The sequence below is a fragment of the Niveibacterium umoris genome (genome assembly GCF_014197015.1).
Taxonomy (GTDB): Bacteria; Pseudomonadota; Gammaproteobacteria; order Burkholderiales; family Rhodocyclaceae; genus Niveibacterium; species Niveibacterium umoris.
In genome coordinates this window covers 1,174,475-1,189,732 of sequence record NZ_JACIET010000001.1, presented here as the reverse complement: position 1 = coordinate 1,189,732, position 15,258 = coordinate 1,174,475, and the positions used below count along the sequence as shown (strand labels likewise).

Genomic DNA, 15,258 nt, shown 5'->3' with positions numbered 1-15,258 from the left:
GAGGCAGGTTTTGTGCGGCATACGGCTCCGTACGCTGGCGCGAGACCGCGTTTGCTGCGTACGGCCTGCACTTTCGCGGCTGAATGTTTCAAGTCAATGGCAGTTTCGAGGCAAGTCGGAGAATTGGCTGTCTAAGCGGCGTGCTGCGCTACCCGCGTACCTGCGACCGCGCCAACGCGCGGCTTCGCCCGACCATGGCCTGATAGAGTCAACGACGTTCTGCTTTCAAGGCCCGCTGATGATCCCGCCCTCCATCCACACGACAGAAATCGCAAGCCGCGAGGCGGGTGACCCGACGCTGCCGGGTGTTGATCGGGACCTGAACAGTTCAGTCGACTTCCCGGTGATCGGAATCGGCTGTTCGGCGGGTGGGCTGGATGCGCTGGAGCGCTTCTTCGCCCATGTGCCGGTCGCTGCTGGCATTGCCTATGTGGTTGTGCAGCATCTGGCTCCGAAGTATCCGAGCAGCCTGGCGGCGCTGTTGCAGCGCGCGACCTCTTTGCCGGTATGCGAAGCGAGCGAAGGGATGCCGCTTCAAGCCGATCGGGTCTACGTGATTCCCCCGAACAAGGATCTTTCGTTGGCGGAGGGCGCACTGCACCTGATCGCGCCGGGCGAGCAACGTGGCATGCGGCTGCCCATTGACTTCTTCATGCACGCACTGGCGAAGGTCTGCGAGGCACGCGCGGTGGGCGTCATTCTTTCCGGCATGGGTTCCGACGGCGTTGCCGGCATGCGGGCGATCAAGGCGAATGGGGGTTTCACGCTCGCTCAGGAGCCCTCGAGTGCGCAGGCAGACAGCATGCCGCGCTGCGCGATCGAAGCCGGTGTCGTGGATATTGTCGCAGTGGCGGAAGCGCTGCCTGAGCGCATCCTTGGTCACTTGCGCAGTCCGCTCCGGGCCGCGTCGACGGCGGGCCCAGAGGCGCTTGATGCGAATGCCGGACGCGCACCGGCGACAAGCGGTGCGGGCAAGCCGCTCAACGATCTCGAACGCATCCTCGCCATGCTGCGCGAGCGCACTGGCAATGATTTCTCGTTGTACAAGACCAATACGCTTGTACGACGAATGGAGCGGCGCATCGCCCTGCACAAGCTCGGCGATATGGGCGATTACGTGCGCTATCTGCTCGCCAATCCGAGCGAGCTCGATCTGCTGTTCCGCGAACTGTTGATCGGGGTAACCAACTTCTTTCGGGATGCGCATGTGTGGGGCACCGTGCGCGACGAAGCGATTCCGGCCCTGCTGTCCGCCGTGCCCGACGGAAGGACGCTGCGGGCCTGGGTGCCTGCCTGCTCAACCGGCGAGGAAGCCTATTCCCTCGCGATGGTCTTCAAGGAAGCGCTGGACGCGCTGCGGCCCGCCGCCCGTTTCGATCTGCAGATCTTCGCGACCGATCTCGATGCCGATGCGATCGAGACGGCGCGCCGCGGCGTCTATCCGGCAAGCATTGCGGCTGACGTATCGGCGGAACGCCTCGCGCGGCACTTCTCAGTGGAGGGCGACGGTTACCGGATTCGCAAGGACATCCGGGAAATGGTGGTGTTTGCGCCGCAGAACGTCATCTCCGATCCGCCGTTCACTAGACTCGACATCCTTTGCTGTCGGAACCTGCTGATCTATTTCCGGCCGCGCTTGCAACAGAAGCTTTTGCTGTTGTTTCACTACGCGCTCAACCGCGGCGGCGTTCTGGTTCTTGGCAGCGCCGAGACCCTCGGTGCGCATGGCGGTCTGTTCAAGCCGGCGAACCGGGTGGCGCGCGTATTTCATCGGCTGGACCAGAGCTTGCCGATTTCGGAACTGGAATTTCCTCGACGCGCGTCGCGCGAGACAACGGTGGACAGCGATATGCCAAAGAATGAACGTGCCGAAGACATGGGCCAACTTACGGACTCGTTTATCCAGCAGAACTTCGCGCCGGCTGCGGTGCTGGTGAATGGTGATGGCGACATCCTGTATATCAGCGGGCGCACCGGCAAATACCTGGAGCCCGCGGCGGGCAAGGTCAACATCAACCTCCACGCGATGGCGCGTGAAGGCCTGCGCGAGGCGCTGACCGGGGTCATCGCCAAGGTGCTGCGCGACCACCAGTCGGTCACGCTGCATGGGGTGGAGGTAAGCACCCACGCCGGCCCGCAATTGGTGAACGTGACCGTTCAGCCGCTTGCAAAACCTGAGCCGCTCAATGGCCGGGTGCTGGTTGTCTTTCAGGACGCGCCTGCCCCTGTCGTAAACAAGGGCCGGCGCAAGACCACGACTAGCGCAACCCACGACGCCTTGCTGCAAGAGCTCGAGCAGGTGCGTGCCGCCATGAAGCTGACGCAGGAAGAGATGCAGACCTCGATGGAGGAACTGAAGTCGAGCAACGAGGAACTGCAGTCGACGAATGAGGAACTGCAATCGACCAATGAAGAGCTGACCACCTCAAAGGAAGAGATGCAGTCGCTCAACGAGGAACTCCAGACGGTGAACTCTGAGCTTAACGCCAAGATCAATGACCTGACTTCGGTCAAGAACGATATGGCGAACCTGCTCAACAGCACGGAAATCGCCACGATCTTCCTCGATAGCGAAATGCGGCTACGCCGATTCACCTCGCATGCGACCAACCTCTTCAAGCTGATTCCGAGCGATATCGGCCGCCCCCTGACGCATGTGGTGACCGATCTGGACTATCCTGAACTGAAGGAAGACGCTGAAGAAGTGCTGCGCACGCTGGTTTTCCAGGAGCGCCAGGCCGGCGCGCGCGATGGACGCTGGTACCGGATCAGGATCATGCCGTACCGTACGCAGGACAACATCATCGACGGGGTTGTCATCACCTTCATCGATATCAGCGAAATCAGGAAGCTCGAAGCTGAACTCAAAATTTACAGACCCCTGCCGTAGTTCGGTTGGGGAGGGGGCATGGTGACAGGGAACGTCGGCCGTAACGCCGTCGAGTTACGCCAGGAGGCGGAGCGCAAGCTTGCCGCCCGGCGCCTGCTATTGCCTGATGACGAGCCTTCATCGCTACGGCTGGTGCATGAACTGCAGGTGCACCAGATCGAGCTCGAGATGCAGAACGAAGAGCTCGTTCACGTCCAGAGCGAACTTGAACACGCCCTCAAACGTTACGAGCAGCTCTACGAGAACGCGCCGGTGGGTTACCTGACGCTGTCGGCAGACGGCATCATCGGAGCACTCAACCTCACCGCTGCGACCATGTTTGGAGCTGAGCGCGCCGTGCTCGTAGGGCGCCGCTTCGATGCGCTGGTCAGCGATGGCGATCTGCCGCTTTGGCGCGCCGCGATGGCGTCCATGCTGCGCAAGGAATGCGGTGGGCGGCAGCACGTCGACCTTGCTCTGCGCCAGAGCGATGGCGAACTGATCCATGCGCAGGTCGACTTTGTCCGTATCGCCGGCCAAGCGCCGGATGCGGCGATTCTCGTGACGCTAACCGATATCGGCGAACGCAAGCGCGCCGAGGCGCGGATGCGGCTTTCGGCGAGCGTCTTTGCGCACAGCTACGACGGCATCATGATCGTGGATCTGGAGGGGCGGATCGTCGACACCAACCCGGCCTTCACCCGGATTACCGGCTACACCCGCGACGAGGTGGTGGGGCAGAACCCGCGCATTCTCGCTTCAGGACGCCATGGCACGGACTTCTATGCCGGAATGTGGGCCTCGCTGCACGAGCGCGACTTCTGGCAGGGCGAAATCTGGAACCGCCGCAAGACTGGCGAGACCTACGCCGAAAAGCTGGCGATTTCCGCGATCCGCGATGATGAGGGCAAGCTGCAGCAGTACGTCGGCATCTCGTCTGACATAACGTCCAGCAAGCTGCACGAGGCCGAACTCGATCGCATCGCGCACTTCGATTCCCTCACCGGCGTACCCAACCGACGCCTGCTGGCAGACCGCCTTGAGCGCGCCATTGCGCACGCGAGGCGGGCGGGCAAGCTGCTGGCGGTGTGCTATCTCGATCTGGATGGTTTCAAGCCGGTGAACGATCTGCACGGCCACGCGGTGGGCGATGAGTTGCTGGTGGAGATCACGCGGCGCCTGCAGGGGCAACTGCGCGGTGACGATACGATCGCCCGTATCGGCGGCGATGAATTTGCGATTCTGATCAACGACCTGAGCGAAGCAAACGAAGTCGAAGTGGCGCTCGAACGCCTGCTGTGTGCGGTGGCTACGCCGGTACTGGTGCAGGGGCAGGAGCTGGCAGTATCGGCAAGCATAGGCGTGACCCTGTACCCCACCGACGACGTCGATGCCGAGCCCTTGCTGCGCCACGCCGACCATGCGATGTACCAGGCCAAGGAAGCGGGCAAGAATCGCTTTTTCCTGTTCGATCCAGATCGTGATCGCAAGGCCCAGACGCACCGACTGCAATTGATGCGATTGCGCGAGGCGCTCAACGAAAACGAATTCGTGCTGCATTACCAGCCCAAGGTGGATCTCGTCAGTGGCGAAGTGGTCGGTGCCGAGGCCTTGATTCGCTGGCAGCATCCCGAAAGGGGGCTGCTGATGCCGGGCGAGTTTCTCGCGAGCCTTGCCGGCAGTGAATTGCAGCGCGGCGTTGGCGAATGGGTGATCGATTCGGTGCTGGCGCAGATCGTTTCCTGGAACGCGGAGGGCCTTGCCCTCACGGCGAGTGCGAACGTCAGCGCGGAACACCTTCTGCAGCCGGATTTCGCCGACCGCATGCAGGCTGCGCTTGCACGGCACCCTGCCGTCGACCCGCGCAGCCTTGAACTGGAGATCCTGGAGTCCGCCGCCCTGTCCGACATGAACCAGGCCGCCCGCGTGCTCGAACGCTGTCGCAGCATGGGCTTGCGTGTCGCGCTGGATGATTTCGGTACCGGCTATTCATCGCTTACTTACTTCCGCACGCTGCCGATCGATGTCCTCAAGATCGACCGTAGCTTTGTGTGCAACATGCTCGGCGACAAGGACGATCGCGGCATTGTCGAGATCGTGGTGCGACTCGCAGAAGCCTTCCACTGCGGGGTAGTGGCGGAAGGCGTGGAAACGCAGGCGCACGGCGAACTGCTTGTCGGTCTGGGTTGCCGCGTCGCCCAAGGCTATGGCATCGCGCGGCCGATGCCGCCGGAAGAGCTGCCGTCCTGGGTAAGGGCGTGGCAGGCCGCTGCGACCAGATTCTTGCCTGGCGGATAGCTTGCGGCGCCAGCAGGCGCTTGTCTTGCGTGCTTCAGAAGGCGGGCGGAAAGGTACGCCCGGTCTGATCCTGCAAGGCCAGGGCCAGCATCCGCAGTCGCAGGTGTCGCTCACTGGAAGCCTGCGCCAGGAAGTAGTTCCTGTCGTCATCCGGGCGCGATGCGAGCGGTGTGTCGCCGACAGTTGTCGTACCGGTGTCAGTCACCTCGCCACCTTGCCGTGCAGTGCCGCAAGTGTCCACGATCGTTAGCTGGGCATCGAGTCTCATGTTCGGCTCCAGAAGGGCAACTCACATGGATGCGGCTCACCGGACCTTTCAGGCGGCGGCATGCATCGGCATCAACAACTGCGGCAGGGCATGGCGGAAGGTGTCGAGAAGGTGGGTGTGGCGCCGCGCGAATCGGAAGCTGCTGGAAGGTGGCGTGAGATCGCGCTCGACACGAACCAGGCAAGCATCGATCGGATGCGGTCTGACCGTGAAGCCGCATCGCAGCAGCAGCGCGAGCATTGCGCGGTTGTCCGCCATCAACTCGCCATGCAGGCGCTGCACGCCGATATGGCGAGCGGCGTGGATCAGCGCACCCAGCAACTGCATGCCGAGCCCGCGGCCGCGCCAGGCCGTCGCCACCGTGACTGCGAACTCGGCGATGTCGTTGTCGTCTGACAGGGCCAGGCAGGCATCGGCGATCAGGTGGTCCGCGTCTCCTTGCCTTCGGGTGACGACAAATCCCATCTGGTGGGCGATGTCGATGCAGGTGATGTGGGGCGCGAGTTGTTGCGGCAAGCCGTTCGCATTGCCCTGAAAGCGCAGGGCGGGGGCGCCAGCATCTGTGTCTTTGGCGCAAGAGACTGACAGCGCCTCGATGGGCGTGCGTGCGGCGCGGACCTGCAGCATCGGGGTACTGCGCAGGTCAATCGCGCGCGCAAGGTGCGACGGGTAGGCGTGAAGTTCCAGCGGGGTGGCGGTGTCGTGTGTTCTGGTTTGCATGGCACGGGGCTTGTGGTCGTGATCTGCTCTTCTCTCGGACCCTCGCTTGGTCGCAGAGGGCATGGAGTGACTTTAGCGATGACCCGCCCGTGGTTCGCCGCAGCAAGTCGCGCCCGATTTGTGACTAATTCACATCCCCCGGATGAGACACAGCCGCCCTGGGGACGGCTGACCTTGCGTGGGTGGGTACGTGCGCGGTTTGCCCGGTTTCGCGCCGCGTCGCGCAAGCGGTGGCGAGCTGTAGCCACCAGACGGCAGGGGCGTGCTGCGCTCAGCGATCGCGGACACTAGCGACGTGTCGTCCCCGCAAGTCGGGCTGCGCGCTCCGCAGGCGCCGCGGCATTGACGTTGCGCTCGACGCGCACCAGCGCGTCGTCCGCGGGGTCGGGGCGCAGCGTGAATCCGCAGTCATGCATCAGCGCGAGCATTGCCGTGTTGCTGGCAAACACCTCGCCGCACAGCCAGCGTGCGCCGGCGCGCCGGGCGGCGACGCAGAGGGCGTCGATCAAGCGGTTTTCGAGACCGCGGCCCTGCCAGCCAAACGAGACCGTAATCGCAAACTCGGCGGTGTCACCATCGTCTGTCAGTACGTAGCACGCGTCCGCGATCACGATGTCGCCACCACGATCGCCGGTGGTAATCACGAAGCCCATCTGGTGGATCAGGTCGACGCAGCTGATCTGATGGACATAACGATCACTGAGTCCATGCCGGTTCGCGTGCATGCGGCCAACGCGTGCGGCGCCTGTATCCGACGGGGACGTCCGGGTCGGCGCTTGCGCGTCCGACGGCGCCGGGATCAGATGTGGTGCGTTTTCGTCTTGCGAAATGAGCGCGTCGATCAGGGTTGAGGGGTAGGCGTGGACGAAGAATGTGTTGCTGTGTTCGGCGCTGCGGGCTTGCACGATCTGCTCCTGAGGTCGTCGGTTCGACCTGGCTTATTTGTGCCCCGGGCCGGTAGTCCGCAGGGCGTTGGGCTGACTCTACGCAGGCGATCGTCGTTTTTCCCGTCAGCTTTGCGCAGTGCCGGTGTGACTTATTCACACTTGACAGGGGCGCAGCGCCGACTGATTTAGCCGCTGGCCGATCCTTGTTGGGGCGATGTATTGACTAAAGGCGCCAGTGGATCGAATCTAGGCGCCACCCCGCGCCTTGTGGTGTTGCCGTGGGTGTCGTGAGTCCTTGCCATGCACGTGTCGATCGGTGTTGAGGGGGCCAATGTCTTCGAGAAGCGCAGCAACGTTCGGCGGCCGGCACGCTCTGACGCCATGTCCGCGCCAATCCGGAGCGCTCCGGGTCGGGGACCGTTTCCGGTGTTTCGTCGCCGCAAGGCTTCCTGCCATGGATGAGAACGCAGGCGTTGGGCATGAGTGACACGCTTACGCAGCAGATGCAGTCGGCTGCCTCGGCGTATCTGGCGGGGGTCATGGCTTCGCCCGAGCAGGTCGTGGCGCATGTTGCGGTCGTGATCGGGGTTGGCCTGGTTATGGCGGGCGCGCTGGTGCGTACCATGATGCCGCTGCGCTGGCTCGCGGTTGGCAGCAACTGCGGGCTGATCATCTACGGGGCACTTCACCCGTCCTACACCACGCTGGCCATCGCGGCTGTGCTGCTGCCGATCAACATCTACCGTGCGATCGAAGTCACGCGCATCTCGCGCCGCGTACGGCGTGCACAAGCCGCTGCCGAATACGTGGGTTACTGGCTCAAACCCTACATGAAAGCGCGAAAGCTCAAGGCTGGGCAAACGCTGTTCAACAAGGGCGACCGTGCAGAACACCTTTACCTGCTGGTTGAGGGGCAGATGGAGCTGGTCGAACTGTGCAAGAGGATCGAGCCCGGTCGCATCTTCGGCGAGATTGCTTTGTTTTCGCCCGAGGGCGTCCGCACACGCACGGCTCGGTGCATCACGCCGTGCACCGTGCTGCAGATCCACGACAGCACGGTCAAGCAACTCTATTACCAGGACCCGTCCTTCGGCTTCCACCTGATCAGTCTGCTCGCTGAGCGCCTGAGCAGCGATGTCGCGCGCGCGGGTGTCATGACCCAGCTTGGCGAATCGAGTGCCACACAAGCTGCGGCGCATTGAATTCGACAACATCGGCGGTCACGTCATGAAGCATGGCGCACTGCCGAACAAGTTTGCCGTGGCGAAGGATGGCTCAGCGCCGGGCTCATCCCTTATATTCACAAGCTACGGGCGTTGCGCCGGCGGACTCGCCACGGCGGGCAGTGCGAAGCACGTGTGTTGGGCAGAACCCAGATACAAGAACGAAGCATGAATCCGAACAGGGAGTGATCATGAAACGAGTTTGTTCATCCGTCCTTGGTGTGTCGCTCGCAGCGGCGGCCCTCTTGCTGACTGCCGCGACGCCTGCCGTGGCGGAGGAGCGCTACACAGTCTCAGCTGATGGGCAAGAGGTCGTAGACAATACGGCACACCTTGTCTGGAAGCGTTGTGTCGAGGGTATGGCGTGGGACGGCCAGAAGTGCGCGGGCAAGCCGGTGTTGTTCAAGCTGCCGGCGGCAAAGGCCCAGGCTGCGTCGGAAGCCAAAGCCAGCGGCAAAGAATGGCGCTTGCCGACCCGCGACGAACTGGTTGCTCTGGTGGTCAAGAACAAGAAGAAGCCGATGATTGACCAGGCGCTGTTCCCGAACACCCCGCCGACGCAGACCTGGGCCAGCCGCCCGGGTTTTGACGATAACCTCAACGCGTGGCTGGTGCACTTCGGTAATGGTCGAGTCTTCGGCAACTCGGGCGAACGCAAGTTCGGCCTGCGCCTCGTCCGCTCGAATTTCTGACCGGTTCCTGCGGTGGCCCCGGCGTGACAGTGCGTGCTGGGTGTTGTTAGCGTTTCGCACGGCGGGCGTCCCGTAAAGGCACGCCCGCTTTGTTCGTCGGGGATGCAGCGATGGTGATCGCATGCCAAGTCGGTTCAGCCTGAAGTCCCTCAACGCGCGCGCGGTCGTGGCACCAGAGGCGCTGAACGTGTCGCCTGCCTTGTTGGGCGCGCCGCTGGCCCGCCCTGTGTCGCGCGGCATCGCGATGGGAATCGATCTGGTGGTGGTCGGGCTGCTTTCCAGCATTGATGGACTGTGGATGCTCGCTGCGGCCGGCCTGCTTGCTGCCAGGCTGAAACAACGTCGGTCGGAATTGCCTGTCGGCAAGGTCACCCTGATGGCGCTGGCAATTGCGTGCCTTCTGGGTTTGGGGGCGGAGACCCTTTGGCGCGGCAGCGATACGGCACCGGCAAGCAAGGCTGAGAAGGTGCTTGCGGACGACGATGCGTCCGTCGCCAGTGCAAAGCTGAGCGATGCCGAGCGGATCGCGAAGCTTGAAGAGGAACTCGACGCTGCGCGAACCCCGAAAGAACTCGGGCTTGTCGAACAGGCGCTTGCATTCGCGCGCGCCCACGGACTCAACTTCGGCTGGGCCGCCGTCTATTTCTCGCTGGTGCCGTTCTGGTGGCGCGGCCAGACGCTGGGCAAACGGCTGCAACGCATCCGGGTCGTGGAACTGACCGGCAAACCCCTGAGCATCGTGAATTGCTTCAGCCGTTACGGCGGCTACGCGGCCGGGCTGGCGACCGGCATGTTCGGCTTCGTACAGGTGCTGTGGGACGTTAACCGGCAGGCGATTCAAGACAAGATCGCGCACACCGTCGTCGTCGACGAACGCGAAGCACAAACCTAGGGCGCGACCAGCGCCGTTCAGTGACGGCCGATGCCGGCCTCTACCTCGTCAAGAAAGGGGCGCAGGACCGCGATCTGACTGACGCTGCAGCGAGGAGCGAATCCTCAGTACGCAATATCTTCGTGTCCGGACGGCTCGCAACGTGCGGCGTACGGCGTGAGGAGATTCCCCGCCGCGGCCCGGTTCTACCAGCCGGCCGGCAACTTCTTGAGCAGCACGATCTGTTTGCTGTCGACCGAGATGTAGCCGCCCTGGGTGAGTTGCTTGAAGATGCGGCTGATCATCTCGCGTGACGAACCGACGCGCTCCGCGATGTCCTGTTGGGTGAGCTTCTCGGCGACCACGAGCTTGCCGTCGATCTCCTGCGCACGGTCGTTCAACAGCCGCGCGACGCGGCTGTAAACGTCGTCGAGCGCAAGGCTCTTCACGTTGTCGGTGGAATGGCGCACCAGGCCGATCAGCTTGCGGATCAGGTGCAGGGCGAAGTCCGGGTGCGAGCCCAGGAAGTCGCGCACCTTGCTGCCCGGTACGACCACGCAGGTCGTAGGCTCCAGCGTCATCACCGACGCCGAGCGTGAACCGCCATCGAGTGACATCTCGCCGAAATACTCGCCGGCAGCAAGCGTGTTGTAGATGACCTCGCGGCCCTGCGCCGACGCGCCAAACACCTTCACGCGGCCAGACAGGATGATGAAGATCGAGTCGCTGTCGTCGTCTTCGTTGATCAGCACTGACTGGGCGGGAAAGGTACGCACGCCACCATGGGCGGCCATGGCCTGGAGCACTTCGTCCTTGAGTGCAGCGGGTGATGCTGGAGCGGTCTTCATGTCTCTGATCTGCGGCAGGGGGGATTAACGATAGCGCAAGCCCGCGTTGGCGGGAATCGTTGCTGGGGGATCGACCCGACGCTTGTCGCAATCGGACTGCGTTTTGTAGCAGGCGCACCGGCATCGAGCCCCTGTCGAATGCCGGGAGCCGTTTTCGCGTTGATGCGTCGTTGCTGGCAATGGAGATCACTCGCGAAGGGCTATTTCGGCGCTGGGCCCTGAAGCCCTCTGGCAATCGATCATCGCGCCGGCGCTTTGGATCGTCGGTGGGCGGATTCGGTGTGATGGAAAGGCGCAGCACGGAGCCGGATCGGCATGGCGGACGTTGGATGTGGAGTTCGAGCGATGCACCTGGCGCGCATGTTGGATCCCTTCTTCATTCGCGACTTGGTGGGGGCCCGGGCCTGCGTTCTACATCTTCCGGAAAGTGGTGGTCGACGTTCTGGGCGGCAGCATCCACGCCCGCAGCAGTGAAGGCGTGAGGGCCTGCATGGTGCGTGTGCGCCCGCGTGTCGCGCCGGATCCAAGGAAGGACCGGCTCGCTGGGGCGTGCTCTGCGGTGCGCACGGGTCTCGCGGCCCGATCTTCGCGGGGGCCTGAGGTGCCGGGCCGATCGAGCGTTGCTGCAGGAGTGTCGAGCAGGTTTGCAGTAGGTCTCGAACGGCGCACCTCCTAACATCCTGCATATCGCCTCTTGGGCCGGATGCCCGGTAGATACGGCATCGGGGTGCCGCAGAGTGGCAAAGGTGACACGTAAGACCGGCGTCTGCTACGCCGGGCATTCTCCATTCGCTTTGCAAGGTTAGGTTCATGTCCAATGCAGCTACCGCCGCGGAACCGGGCGGACATGTCGTTGTATTGCAGGTAAACGGCTTCGTTTATGACCGCTTTCCGGTGAAGGTCCCCCGGCAATTCAATGCGAGGCCTGGCGCACGCTATACGCTCCAATTGGAGGGGGAAGGAAGAGGGCGGCGCAAGGAACTTGCCGCGGAGCGGGTCAAGGATGATCTGCATGTTACCCACGGGGATCAACTGGTCGTTGTTTTGAAGCGGTTCTTCAAGCTGCCAGTGTTCGACAGGGCCGTTCTCGAGATTCCATATGAGTATGTCGCCCGGATCTATTCCGACGGACTTTCCACATCGGAATGGACGGCTGATTTCGACTTTCAATTGCATTGATGGCCATGCGGCTGATTTGAAACGTGCGGTTATGCGCGGCTTGCCATGATTTTTGAACGAAGCGGTTGCGCAATGTTGTCGATCGTTGAAAGGCACCCAGAGGGGCGATGACGCCCTTTCCTGAAGCGCGCGAATGAGCGCGTTCCAAGGGCGGTTGCAAGCGGGTTCGTATTTGGGTGATCGGATGTCGTTTAAAAGAGTGGGTGAGTCAATGCTTCGTGCAGGTCTTGCGGCCATTGTTCTGGTTTGTTCGTTTGCGCAGGCGGCTGAGATTGGCGCGCTCGATTCAGACTTTTCTCTGCACGGGTTCGGCACCCTGGGCATCGCCTACAGCAGTCAGGCGGGCATGCCATTCATCCGGGAAATTTCGCAGAACATCGACGAGATCGATCGCGTTTCGGCGCGTCAGGACAGCCGACTCGGACTTCAACTGAACTACCGGCTGTTGTCTGACCTGGAACTGGTGGGTCAGGTGGTGGCGCGCGACAAGGTCAATAACACGCTCAACAACAGCGTGGAGTGGGCGTTTGGGAAGTGGGAGCCGATTCCCGCGACCACGTTTCGACTTGGGCGAGTGGGTCTCGACCTCTTCTTGCTCTCAGATCAGCGCAATATCTCCTACACCTACTCTTGGGTCCGGCCGCCGGTTGAATTCTATGGCTGGCTGCCCTTGTACTCGCTTGATGGGGGCGACGTGACCTGGTGGACGAGTCTCGGTGAAGGCCAACTCAAAACCAAGTTCTTCGCGGGCCGCTCTCAAGCTGCCGACGTCAAGCTGACCAGCACCCCGATCCAGTTCGCCGTATCGCCTGCAGTGGGCCTCAATATCAGTTGGGAGAACCTGTATTGGCGCTGGCGCTTGGGTTACACACGATCGCGCCTTGATCTCGATTACGCGGCGCCAAGCGATCTTACGGATGGATTGCAGATGGCCCTTCCAGTGTGGCCGCAGGCAGCTACTTTGCTGGACGCCTTCAAGGTTCGCGACACCGACCTGACCTATACCGGCATCGGTGCGTCCTATGACGACGGGCGCTGGCAAGTGATCGGAGAACTCAGCCGCACTTCGGTGGAACGCCTGTCATTGCCGCGCGGGAACAAGGCCTATCTGAGCGTGGGTTATCGCTTCGGGGCCTGGTTACCGTATGTGATGTACGCCAACAGTACCGACCACCGGAGCATTACACTCGCGCAACCGGCCAATCCTTTGCTGACGCCGCTCTGGGCAGCGGGCTCCGCCGCCATCAACCAGCGCGGCATGACCCAGCGCACTTGGTCTTTCGGCGCGCGCGGGGATGTTGCAAACAATGTGGCGCTGAAATTCCAGATCGATAGCGTATCGGCGCCGCCAGAGGGCCGTTGGCTCTGGTACCGGCAGGGCGCCGGCTTGAGCGATGTCACGCCCTTGCGCGTCGATACCTGTGTCTTGACCGTAACCGTTGATGTCCTGTTCTGATCATGCGTCGAATTGTTCTTCTTGCCTTTGCATGGATCTGCCTGAGCGTTCCCGCTCAAGCTCAGAACAGCCGGATTTTTGTGGTCGTCAATGCCAGGAATCCGATTTCAAGCTTGAGTGAAAAGGACGCCGTCAACATTTTTCTCGGACGCAGCAAGACATTCGCTAATGGCGAGTTTGCCTTGCCGCTGGACCATCCGGTGAACTCTGCACTGCGGCAGCGCTTCTATTATGATTTGACCGGAAAGCCAGTCTCTGAAATCAATGCCTATTGGGCACGCCTGTTCTTCACTGGCCAGGGCTCGCCGCCACAGACCGTTTCGGATAGTGACGCCATGCTGATGATCATCAGAAACAACCCGGGCGCCATTGGCTATTTCGACTTTGAACCATCGGGGCGTCAGGTGAAGGTAGTTCTGACATTGGAAGCGCGATGAGCCTGCGTTTTCACACCCTCGAAGGGCTGCTGTCCGCGCTCGTTGGCGGAACGGCGTTGGTGCTTGCGATCGTCGCAGGCCTTTTCGTCTATGTGATGCAGTACCGGCATTCGGCGCAGGAAAGCGCAGAAATGGTGCAGAGTCTGGTGGCGACGGTGGAGCGATCAGCGGCGGTGGCCGCCTTTGCCGGCAATATCGAAATCGCAAATGACGTGGTGTCCGGTCTGCTCAACAATGAGGTGGTTGCGAGCGCCAGGTTGATCGGCAACAACAGCACACTCGCGTTTCGCAAGCGGGCTGGTGCTACCGAAATTTCGGGTATCCAGCAATACCCGATTCGCTCACCTTTCCTCAGCACCGAACAAGTTGGCACCCTGGAGGTTGGGGCGAATGCCGATTGGGTTGCTGATCGCGCCCGACAGTCGGCACTCGAACTGGTCGCATGGATATTCGGTCTGATCTGTCTGAGTGCGCTCATTTCGATGCAGATCATCCGCCAAGTCTTGTCGCGCAATCTTGCACGGGTTACGCAGCAGATCGGGGAAATCGAACCTGGCAGTTCTGCGCGTGTGCAGTGCCCGCCATTGCTTCAAGCAACTGAAGTGGGAGCCCTGATCGGCACGTTCAACCAGCTTCTGGATCGCATTGCTGTCAGCATTGAAACCGAGCGTGGCCTGCGGGTCGGCGTCGAGGAGAGCGCACGTGAGTTGCAGGCCACTCAGCTTGAGTTGATGCGCTCCGAGAAGATGGCGGCGCTCGGGTCGCTGGTGGAAGGGGTTTCGCTGGAACTCAGCAAGCCGATTGACATCAGTCTGGCAGTCGCGACGACGCTCGTAGAACGCTCAGGCGAAATCAGCAAGATCGCCGCCAGTGGCATCAAGCGATCGGATCTGGATGGATTCATTGCTGACGCCAAGTGTGGCGCCGATTTCCTTCTGCGCAACGTACAGCGCGTCTCGGATTTCCTGAAGAACTTCAGGAGTGTGGCGGTCGAGATCCGGAGTGAAAAACCGCAAGTCTTCGATCTGCGTCAGATCGTGGAAGATACCGTGGCGACCATTCGGGAGGGGCGCGGTGACAGCGCCTATGCGATCGTCGTCGACGTCCCCAAGGACCTGACCTTGTTGAGCTATCCTGATCCGCTCAGTCAAGCGCTTTCCAATCTCGTCGAGAACGCGATTGTCCACGGCTTCGCGGGGCGGTCCGCCGGCACCGTGACCGTGCGCGGCTGGCGGGTTGATGTGCACAATGTGCGGATCTCGGTGGGCGACAATGGCTGCGGCATTCCGGCAGCCAATCTGCCGCGCATTTTCGAGCCTTTTTTCACCACCAAGTTCGGTATTGGCGGGTCCGGCCTGGGTTTGTATGTGGTGCGCAATATCGTTGAGAACGTGCTCGGTGGCGGCGTTCGTGCCGAGAGCGAGGACGGCAAGGGCACCACGCTGACCCTCGATATTCCAATGCGCGCGCGGGACTAACATCGCTCCCACGGCGGCCAGGCAGATCCCGA

Annotated in this window: 13 protein-coding genes; 9 read left to right on the top strand and 4 right to left on the bottom strand. The window is 62.0% G+C overall.

Translation table 11 applies throughout. The annotated features are described in order from the left end of the window. The first annotated feature begins 10 nt into the window (after positions 1 to 10). Together GGR36_RS05200 and GGR36_RS05195 are read left to right on the top strand one after the other, a co-directional pair. On the top strand, positions 11 to 2,890 hold the full coding sequence (locus GGR36_RS05200) for a chemotaxis protein CheB (RefSeq protein ID WP_207064302.1): 2,880 nt from the start codon (positions 11 to 13) through the stop codon (positions 2,888 to 2,890). A gap of 18 nt (positions 2,891 to 2,908) precedes the next feature. Continuing rightward, complete coding sequence (locus GGR36_RS05195) at positions 2,909 to 5,167, top strand: putative bifunctional diguanylate cyclase/phosphodiesterase (RefSeq protein WP_183632614.1); 2,259 nt, start codon at positions 2,909 to 2,911, stop codon at positions 5,165 to 5,167. A 34-nt stretch (positions 5,168 to 5,201) separates the two neighbouring features. On the opposite strand, the gene GGR36_RS05190 is transcribed toward GGR36_RS05195, so the two are convergent. The 3 genes from GGR36_RS05190 to GGR36_RS05180 form a co-directional block, all read right to left on the bottom strand. Then, positions 5,202 to 5,435, bottom strand: a complete 234-nt coding sequence (locus GGR36_RS05190) for a hypothetical protein (RefSeq protein WP_183632612.1) — start codon at positions 5,433 to 5,435, stop codon at positions 5,202 to 5,204. A gap of 48 nt (positions 5,436 to 5,483) precedes the next feature. Further along, positions 5,484 to 6,155 carry a GNAT family N-acetyltransferase gene (locus GGR36_RS05185; protein WP_183632610.1) on the bottom strand — a complete coding sequence of 224 codons (672 nt, stop codon included), beginning with the start codon at positions 6,153 to 6,155 and terminating at the stop codon, positions 5,484 to 5,486. 287 nt (positions 6,156 to 6,442) lie between these two features. Continuing rightward, positions 6,443 to 7,060 (bottom strand): GNAT family N-acetyltransferase, encoded by a 618-nt coding sequence (locus GGR36_RS05180; protein ID WP_183632608.1) that lies wholly within the window; start codon positions 7,058 to 7,060, stop codon positions 6,443 to 6,445. Positions 7,061 to 7,521: 461 nt separating this feature from the next. Here GGR36_RS05180 and GGR36_RS05175 point away from each other — a divergent pair, with 461 nt between their 5' ends. The 3 genes from GGR36_RS05175 to GGR36_RS05165 all read left to right on the top strand — a co-directional run bounded on the left by GGR36_RS05175 (position 7,522) and on the right by GGR36_RS05165 (position 9,849). Next, positions 7,522 to 8,244 carry a Crp/Fnr family transcriptional regulator gene (locus GGR36_RS05175; protein WP_183632606.1) on the top strand — a complete coding sequence of 241 codons (723 nt, stop codon included), beginning with the start codon at positions 7,522 to 7,524 and terminating at the stop codon, positions 8,242 to 8,244. 212 nt (positions 8,245 to 8,456) lie between these two features. Further along, entirely contained in the window at positions 8,457 to 8,957 is a 501-nt protein-coding gene (locus GGR36_RS05170) for an Lcl C-terminal domain-containing protein (protein ID WP_183632604.1), read from the top strand. A gap of 121 nt (positions 8,958 to 9,078) precedes the next feature. Then, positions 9,079 to 9,849: an RDD family protein gene (locus tag GGR36_RS05165; protein WP_183632602.1), complete on the top strand. Its 771-nt coding sequence runs from the start codon at positions 9,079 to 9,081 to the stop codon at positions 9,847 to 9,849. Positions 9,850 to 10,034: 185 nt separating this feature from the next. On the opposite strand, the gene GGR36_RS05160 is transcribed toward GGR36_RS05165, so the two are convergent. Further along, a complete protein-coding gene (locus GGR36_RS05160) occupies positions 10,035 to 10,676 on the bottom strand; it encodes a Crp/Fnr family transcriptional regulator (RefSeq protein WP_183632600.1) in 642 nt (213 codons plus the stop codon). Between the two features lie 810 nt (positions 10,677 to 11,486). Between GGR36_RS05160 and GGR36_RS05155 the strand changes: the two genes are divergently transcribed. The 4 genes from GGR36_RS05155 to GGR36_RS05140 all read left to right on the top strand — a co-directional run bounded on the left by GGR36_RS05155 (position 11,487) and on the right by GGR36_RS05140 (position 15,226). Further along, entirely contained in the window at positions 11,487 to 11,855 is a 369-nt protein-coding gene (locus GGR36_RS05155) for a hypothetical protein (protein WP_183632599.1), read from the top strand. Positions 11,856 to 11,988: 133 nt separating this feature from the next. Beyond that, the gene (locus GGR36_RS05150) at positions 11,989 to 13,311 is read left to right on the top strand and encodes a hypothetical protein (protein ID WP_183632597.1); all 1,323 of its coding nucleotides are present in this window, start codon (positions 11,989 to 11,991) and stop codon (positions 13,309 to 13,311) included. A gap of 2 nt (positions 13,312 to 13,313) precedes the next feature. After that, complete coding sequence (locus GGR36_RS05145) at positions 13,314 to 13,748, top strand: hypothetical protein (RefSeq protein WP_183632595.1); 435 nt, start codon at positions 13,314 to 13,316, stop codon at positions 13,746 to 13,748. Next, entirely contained in the window at positions 13,745 to 15,226 is a 1,482-nt protein-coding gene (locus tag GGR36_RS05140; RefSeq protein ID WP_183632593.1) for a sensor histidine kinase, read from the top strand. Before GGR36_RS05145 ends, GGR36_RS05140 begins: the two co-directional genes overlap by 4 nt. The last annotated feature ends 32 nt before the right edge of the window (positions 15,227 to 15,258 follow it).

Coding starts and splice junctions, on each gene's coding strand:
- GGR36_RS05195 (WP_183632614.1), top strand. CDS start 2,909: ATGGTGACAGGGAACGTCGGCCGTAACGCCGTCGAGTTACGCCAGGAG.
- GGR36_RS05190 (WP_183632612.1), bottom strand. CDS start 5,435: ATGAGACTCGATGCCCAGCTAACGATCGTGGACACTTGCGGCACTGCA.
- GGR36_RS05185 (WP_183632610.1), bottom strand. CDS start 6,155: ATGCAAACCAGAACACACGACACCGCCACCCCGCTGGAACTTCACGCC.
- GGR36_RS05175 (WP_183632606.1), top strand. CDS start 7,522: ATGAGTGACACGCTTACGCAGCAGATGCAGTCGGCTGCCTCGGCGTAT.
- GGR36_RS05170 (WP_183632604.1), top strand. CDS start 8,457: ATGAAACGAGTTTGTTCATCCGTCCTTGGTGTGTCGCTCGCAGCGGCG.
- GGR36_RS05165 (WP_183632602.1), top strand. CDS start 9,079: ATGCCAAGTCGGTTCAGCCTGAAGTCCCTCAACGCGCGCGCGGTCGTG.
- GGR36_RS05160 (WP_183632600.1), bottom strand. CDS start 10,676: ATGAAGACCGCTCCAGCATCACCCGCTGCACTCAAGGACGAAGTGCTC.
- GGR36_RS05155 (WP_183632599.1), top strand. CDS start 11,487: ATGTCCAATGCAGCTACCGCCGCGGAACCGGGCGGACATGTCGTTGTA.
- GGR36_RS05150 (WP_183632597.1), top strand. CDS start 11,989: ATGAGCGCGTTCCAAGGGCGGTTGCAAGCGGGTTCGTATTTGGGTGAT.
- GGR36_RS05145 (WP_183632595.1), top strand. CDS start 13,314: ATGCGTCGAATTGTTCTTCTTGCCTTTGCATGGATCTGCCTGAGCGTT.
- GGR36_RS05140 (WP_183632593.1), top strand. CDS start 13,745: ATGAGCCTGCGTTTTCACACCCTCGAAGGGCTGCTGTCCGCGCTCGTT.